Below are 7,061 nucleotides of genomic sequence, written 5' to 3'. Positions count from 1 at the left end.
GCCCGGTACAAGTCAATGCCTGATGACCATAGCAAGTTGGTCCCACCCCTTCCCATCCCGAACAGGACCGTGAAACAACTTTGCGCCGATGATAGTGCTGCAACCAGTGTGAAAGTAGGTTATCGTCAGGCTAGTTATATTGAAAAACCCCTCCAGTGATCTGGTGGGGTTTTTTTTCGTCCTTTCGTTTCAAAAATTCTTGAATATCGTGTTACGCTAAAAACAACTTCATCTGGCATCGAGCGCCTTGCTCCCTTTCCCATGGATTATCAGCAGCTCCTGACGCAGCGTCGCACGTATCCGGCATGGCGATTGCTGGCGGCCGATCACGCGCCGATGATCGCCAGCTTCTTGCACCGCAGTTTTATCGCGCCGAATTTGCGCACCATCGCGCGCCAGCAATTGGCGTCCCAGCTCGACGACTACCTTTACCACCTGCACGAAGTGGCCGGCGAAATCCTGTTTCCGAAACCGGCCGCCGCTTATCTGGACGACTGGGCCGCCGACGAACGCGGTTGGCTGCGCAAATATTATCCGAGCGGCCAGGATGAGCCGCATTACGACCTGAGCTCGTCGACCGAACAGGCGATCGAATGGCTGGCCGGCCTCGGTCAGCGCCAGTTCATCGGCACCGAGTCGCGATTGATGACGGTGTTCGACCTGCTGCGCCAGATCATTGACGGCACCGAGTTGAATCCGCGCGCCCGCATCGCCGAGCTGCAACGGCGCAAGGCCGCCATCGACGCCGAGATCGTGCAGATCGGCCAGGGCCGGCTCGACCTCATGGAGCCGACCCAGATCCGTGAGCGCTTTCTGCAAATGGCATCGACCGCGCGCGAGCTGCTGTCGGATTTTCGCGCGGTCGACCACAATTTCCGTGGCCTGGACCGGGCCGTGCGCGAACGCATCGCCACCTGGGACGGCGGCAAGGGCGCGCTGCTACAGGAAATATTCGGCCGCCGCGATGTGATCGCCGACTCCGACGAAGGCAAAAGTTTCCGCGCCTTTTGGGACTTGCTCATGTCGCCGACCCGGCAGGACGAACTGACCACGCTGCTCAGCGCGGTGCTGGCGCTAGACCCGGTGCGCGAACTGGAGCCGGACGGACGCTTGACGCGCATCCATTACGACTGGCTGGAGGCCGGCGACGTGACCCAGCGCACGGTGGCGCGCCTGTCCGAGCAGCTGCGACGCTATCTCGACGACCAGGCCCGGCTGGAGAACCGTCGCATCATGCAGCTGATACGCGAAATAGAACAGCAGGCCCTGGCCGTTCGTGGCACCATCGATGACGGCGTGTTCACCGAGATCGATGCCGCCGCGCCGGCGCTCGGGTTGCCGATGGACCGCGCACTCTATGTGCCGCCGTTCAAGCCGACGATCATGCAACAGGCCATCGATATAGACAGCGTGGCGGTGCCCAGCGACGCCCTGTTCGAGCAAGTGTATGTCGACCGGTTGCGCTTGTCCGCCAATATCCGGCGCGCCTTGCAGACGCGCGACCAGATCACGCTGTCGGCCTTATTGGACGAATACCCGCTGGAGCAGGGTCTGGCGGAATTGGCGACGTATCTGAGCCTGGCCACCCAGGAACAGCGCAGCACCATCGACGACAGCCAGCAGGAAATCATCGCGTGGACCGACGCCGGCGGCATTCGGCGCCGGGCCACGCTCCCCCTACTTATTTTTAGCGCATGATGAGCGACACCGCCCCACCGAACGACAACCGCTATGGCCAGTTGCTGATCGCCTTGATGCAGGGTGTGCTGTACCGCGAACAGGACACGGCGCTGTGGCAGGCGCTGTTCGAACTGCAGGCGCGTGTCAAGGACCACTTCAGGCTGATCGGTCTGGACCTGCTGCTAGACGAGGCCGAAGGCTACGCCTACCTGCGCCAGCGCGCGCCGGCCGATGGCGAGACGGCGTTGCCGCGCCTGATACCGCGCCGTCAGCTCAGTTATCCCGTCAGCCTGATCCTGGTTTTGCTGCGAAAAAAAATGACGGAATTCGACAACAGCGGTGGCGAGACCCGGCTGGTGCTCAGCCGCGAACAGATCGTCGAACAGGTGCGCCTGTTTCTGCCGGACACGGCCAACGAGGCGCGTCTGCTGGACCGCATGGAGACGCATCTGAACAAGGTGGTCGAGCTGGGATTTTTGCATCGCATGCGTGGCCAGGAGCACCAGTTTGAAGTGCGGCGTATCTTGAAGGCCTTCGTCGACGCGCAATGGCTGAGCGACTTCCAGCAGCGGCTGGCCGACTACGGCAGCCACGCCGCGATGCTGGCCGGAGACGACGCGTGACGGGCTTGCCGCCCAGCGACGCGGACACGCTGCCGCTCGATTTCGAGCGCGGCGCCGAGGCGACACGGGCCGGCGTGGAGCGCGCCGGCTTCCGCCTGCACCGCTTCGAGGTCTACAACTGGGGCACCTTCCACGAACACGTCTGGAAGCTGCATCCGAACGGCGACAATCTGCTGCTGACCGGCGACATCGGCTCCGGCAAATCGACCCTGGTCGACGCCATCACCACCCTGCTGGTGCCGGCTCAGAAAATCTCTTACAACAAGGCGGCCGGCGCCGACGCCCACGAGCGCAGCCTGCGCACTTACGTGCTCGGCCATTACAAATCGGAGCGCGGCGACAGCGGCATGGCCGCGCGCGCCGTGGCCCTGCGCGACCAGCACACCTACGCGGTGATTTTGGGCGTGTTCTACAACGAAGGCTTCGACCAGACCGTCACGCTGGCCCAGGTGTTCTGGCTCAAGGATGCGCGCGGCCAGCCCGAGCGGTTTTATGTGGTGGCAGACAGCGCCCTGTCCATCGCCGAGCACTGCGCCAACTTCGGCACCGACATCAACCAGCTGCGCAAGCGCCTGCGCGCCACCGCCGGCGTGACCGTGCATGACAGCTTCCCGCCGTATGGCACCGAGTTCCGCCGCCGCTTCGGCATCGGCAACGAGCAGGCGATGGACTTGTTCCATCAAACCGTGTCGATGAAATCAGTCGGCAACCTGACCGAGTTCGTGCGCGAACACATGCTCGAAGCGTTTCCGGTCGAGCCGCGCATCGCCGCGCTGATCGCCCACTTCGATGATCTGCACCGCGCCCACGAAGCGGTGCTCAAGGCGAAACGCCAGATCGAACAGCTGGCGCCGCTGATCGCCGACGGCGACCGGCACGCCGCGCTGGTCGAGCGGGAAAGCGAATTGCGTGGCTGCCGCGAAGCGTTGCGGCCCTGGTTCGCCGAACTCAAGAGCGCGTTGCTGGAAAGCCGTTTGCGGCAGCTGCGCATCGAGTTGGACAAGGCCGTCGCGCGGCTGGAGCGCGTCGAGCAGGAGCGCCTGGCGCAGAGCATGCGCCGTGACGAGTTGCGTCAGGCCATCGCCGACAATGGCGGCCAGCGCCTGGCCCAGATCGACAGCGAGATCGCGCGCCAGCAAGCGGGCCGTCATGAGCGCGTGCGCCGGTCGCAGCAGTACGATGCGCTGGCGGGCGAGCTCGGCCTCGGTGGCGCCACCGATGAAGTCGGCTTTCTGGCCAACCAGCGCGCGCTCGAAGGCGGCCAAGCACGCAGCGAGGCGCAGCGCGACACTTGCCAGAACGCCTTGACCGAGGCCGGCGTGCGCGTGCATGAATTGGCCCAGCAGCACCGGGTGTTGGTGAACGAGCTCGCTTCCCTGCGCCAGCGCCGCACCAATATTCCGGCGCAGATGCTGGCCTTGCGCGAGATGTTGTGCGTGGCGCTCAAGCTCGACGCCGATCAGCTACCCTATGTCGGCGAATTGATCCAGGTGCGCGAGGACGCCCGCCAGTGGGAGGGCGCGGCCGAGCGGCTGCTGCACAATTTCGGCCTCGCGCTGCTGGTGCCGGAGGCCCATTATGCCGACGTGGCGGCGTGGGTGGACGGTACGCATCTGGGTGCGCGCCTGGTGTATTTCCGGGTGCGGCCGACGGCGCCGGCGGAGCAGCGCGTGCCGCAGCCGGCATCGCTGGTGCGCAAGCTGCAGGTCAAACCCGACTCCCCATTTTATGGCTGGCTGGAAGCGGAACTGGCGCGGCGCTTCGACTACGTGTGCTGCGACAGCCTGGACCAGTTTCGCCGCGAAAAATTGGCGATCACGCGCAACGGCCAGATCAAGGCCGGCGGCGAGCGCCATGAAAAGGACGACAGGCGCAATCTGGACGATCGCTCGCACTACGTGCTGGGTTGGTCGAACGCGGCCAAGATCGCGGCGCTGGAAAAACAGGAGCGCGACGTCGCCACCCGCAGCCAGGTCCACAGCGCGCGCATCGCCGCCCTCAAGCACGAGCGCGCCGAGCATGATCTGCAATTGGGCCGCTGGCAGAAGCTGGCCATGTTCGACAATTTCAAGGAGCTCGACTGGCAGCCCCTGGTGCTCGCCATCGAGCGGCTGGAGGCGGAAAGGGCGGCGCTGGAGGCGGCGTCGGACCTGCTGCGCGTGCTGCAACAGCAACTGGCGGCGCTGGCGCAAGAGCAGGCCGACAGCGAAGTCGAATTGCGCGCGCGCACGGCCGAGCAGGCCACGCTGACCGAGAAACAGACCCAGGCCGCCGGCCTGCTCGACGATTGCCGCAGCTTGCTGGCGGCCACGCCGGACGCGGCGCGGGCGCAGTTCTTCCCCGCGCTCGAAGCGCTGCGCGCGGACGCCCTTGGCGAGCACAAGCTGACGGTGGAATCCTGCGACAACCGCGAAAAGGATATGCGCGCCTTCCTGCAGGCCCGGCTCGATGCGGACGCGAAGAAAATCAGCACGCTGCGCGACCGCATCATCCACGCCATGAGCGAATACAAGAAGGAATGGCCGCTCGACACCGACGAGGTCGACGTCAGCATCGACGCCGCCGGCGAGTTCGGCAAGATGCTGGCCGTGCTGCAAGCGGACGATTTGCCGCGCTTCGCCGGGCGCTTCAAGGAGCTGCTCAATGAAAACACGATCCGCGAGATCGCCGGCTTCCAGTCCCAGCTCAAGCGCGAACGCGAGACCATCCGCGAGCGCATCGATATCATCAACCGCTCCTTGCGCGACATCGATTACAACCCCAACCGCTACATCGCGCTGGAAGCCGAGCAGAACGTGGACGCCGACCTGCGCGACTTCCAGCAAGACTTGCGCAGCTGCACCGAAGGCGCGCTGACCGGCTCGAACGACGAGGAATATTCCGAGGCCAAATTCCTGCAAGTGAAAGCCATCATCGAGCGCTTCCGCGGCCGTGTCGGCAGCGCCGAGGTCGACCGCCGCTGGACCCGCAAGGTGACCGACGTGCGCAACTGGTTCGTGTTTTCCGCCTCCGAGCGCTGGCGCGAGGACGACCGCGAACACGAACATTACACCGACGCCGGCGGCAAGTCGGGCGGTCAAAAGGAAAAGCTCGCGTACACGGTGCTGGCCGCCAGCCTGGCGTATCAATTCGGCCTGGAGTGGGGCGTGCTGCGTTCGCGTTCGTTCCGTTTTGTCGTGATCGACGAAGCGTTCGGGCGCGGTTCGGACGAGTCGGCGCGCTATGGGCTGGAATTGTTCAAGCGGATGAATCTGCAATTGTTGATCGTCACACCGCTGCAAAAGATCCATATCATCGAACCGTATGTCGCCGGCCTGGGCTTTGTCCACAGCGAGGAGGGGCGGCAGTCGATGCTGCGCTACCTCAGCATCGAGCAATACCAGGCAGAGCGCGACGCCCGGGCGACATGAGCGCTCCGGCCTGGACCACGCCGGAGCAGATCCGGGCCCAGCTGCAACGCCGCTGGGATGATGGCAGCTTGCTGGCGGCGCGCTTGAGCGGCGAGACCGTGTTCCCGCTGTCGTTGAGCGTGCGCGCGCCCGCCGCCGCGGCGCTGGCCGCGCAGTTCGATGAAGCGCGCCGCTGGATCCGGGCGCTGGAGGAGGGGGCCAGGCCGGCCGTGGGACATGGTTATGAAATCGTCTGGCGCGACATCAACCACCGCCAACTGGGACGCAACCGCCTGCCGGAGAAAATTATTTTACCCAGCGCGGAGGATGCCCTGCGGCTACTCGGGCGTCTGGCCGATGCGCGCCGTTTCGACGCGCTGGCCGCCGCCACGCTGGCGGCCTTCCCGTCGCTGCGGGCTTGGCTGGCCCGGCGCCCGGTGACGCTGCTTGAACAGGCCGCAGCGTGGCCGCGCATCCTGTCGATATTGCGGTGGTTTGTGGCGCATCCACGGCCCGGCCTGTATCTGCGGCAGCTTGACATCGCCGGCGTCGACAGCAAATTCATCGAAATGCGCAAGGGTTTGCTGGCGGAGTTGCTGGATCAGGTGTTGCCGGCCGACGCCATCGATGCGAACGCTTCCGGCGTCCGTCAGTTCGAGGCGCGCTATGGCCTGCTGGGCAAGCCGGCGCTGATCCGCTTCCGCATGCTCGATCCGGCTGCTTATATCGGTGGCATGTCCGACCTCGCGGTGCCGGTGGCGCAGTTCGCCAGCTTGTTTCCGAACGTGCGCCATGTGTTCATCACCGAAAACGAGGTGAATGGACTGGCTTTTCCTGATGCGTCGGACAGCATGGTGATCTTCGGTGGTGGCTATGCGGTCGAACGCTTGGCCGATATCGCCTGGCTCAGCGATAAGGACGTCATCTACTGGGGCGACATCGATACCCACGGGTTTGCGATTCTTGATCGCCTGCGCGCAGCGCTGCCACACGCGCGAACGATGTTGATGGATAGCTTGACGCTGCTGGAACACCGGACGTTGTGGGGATGTGAAGATGCCGATAAGCGTTTCGTCGGCACGCTACAGCGCCTCACGGACGAAGAAGGCCGGCTGTTCGCCATGCTGCGCGACAACGAGCTCGGTGAGTACGTCCGCATGGAGCAGGAGCGCTTGGGATATACCTGGGTGACACAGGCGATTACGGTTTCGATCGAAAAATCCTAATAAGCCTTGCAAGCAATAGTGCGCTTTGCTATAGTTCGCCTCCCCGCAAAACGGTATGTAAATACGGCGAACGGGGCGAACCAGAAACGGTTCGGTAGTAAAAAGAAGGGGTTGACGAAATGCTTCAAACGCTTCATACTCTT

Annotated in this window: 4 protein-coding genes and 1 rRNA gene; all 5 read left to right on the top strand. The window is 64.2% G+C overall.

Annotated features, from left to right (window positions below; all coding sequences use genetic code 11):
- The first annotated feature begins 18 nt into the window (after nt 1-18).
- The 5 genes from rrf to Q0S71_RS18445 all read left to right on the top strand — a co-directional run bounded on the left by rrf (nt 19) and on the right by Q0S71_RS18445 (nt 6,918).
- A 5S ribosomal RNA gene (rrf, locus tag Q0S71_RS18465) occupies nt 19-131 on the top strand.
- Nucleotides 132-261: 130 nt separating this feature from the next.
- Complete coding sequence (locus Q0S71_RS18460; RefSeq protein ID WP_295999073.1) at nt 262-1,698, top strand: DUF3375 domain-containing protein; 1,437 nt, start codon at nt 262-264, stop codon at nt 1,696-1,698.
- On the top strand, nt 1,698-2,303 hold the full coding sequence (locus Q0S71_RS18455) for a DUF4194 domain-containing protein (protein WP_295999070.1): 606 nt from the start codon (nt 1,698-1,700) through the stop codon (nt 2,301-2,303). Before Q0S71_RS18460 ends, Q0S71_RS18455 begins: the two co-directional genes overlap by 1 nt.
- Before the next feature lie 74 nt (nt 2,304-2,377).
- Nucleotides 2,378-5,713 (top strand): ATP-binding protein, encoded by a 3,336-nt coding sequence (locus Q0S71_RS18450; RefSeq protein WP_295999077.1) that lies wholly within the window; start codon nt 2,378-2,380, stop codon nt 5,711-5,713.
- On the top strand, nt 5,710-6,918 hold the full coding sequence (locus Q0S71_RS18445; RefSeq protein ID WP_295999067.1) for a DUF3322 domain-containing protein: 1,209 nt from the start codon (nt 5,710-5,712) through the stop codon (nt 6,916-6,918). Before Q0S71_RS18450 ends, Q0S71_RS18445 begins: the two co-directional genes overlap by 4 nt.
- Nucleotides 6,919-7,061 lie beyond the last annotated feature (143 nt).

Source organism: Rugamonas sp., from assembly GCF_025354735.1.
Lineage (GTDB): Bacteria > Pseudomonadota > Gammaproteobacteria > Burkholderiales > Burkholderiaceae_D > Rugamonas.
Note: the sequence above shows the minus strand (reverse complement) of the source record. Positions and strands in the feature narration are given on the sequence as shown.

What these genes read in the sequence shown, in the direction of transcription:
- Q0S71_RS18460 (WP_295999073.1), top strand. Translation starts at nt 262, where the DNA reads ATGGATTATCAGCAGCTCCTGACGCAGCGTCGCACGTATCCGGCATGG.
- Q0S71_RS18455 (WP_295999070.1), top strand. Translation starts at nt 1,698, where the DNA reads ATGAGCGACACCGCCCCACCGAACGACAACCGCTATGGCCAGTTGCTG.
- Q0S71_RS18445 (WP_295999067.1), top strand. Translation starts at nt 5,710, where the DNA reads ATGAGCGCTCCGGCCTGGACCACGCCGGAGCAGATCCGGGCCCAGCTG.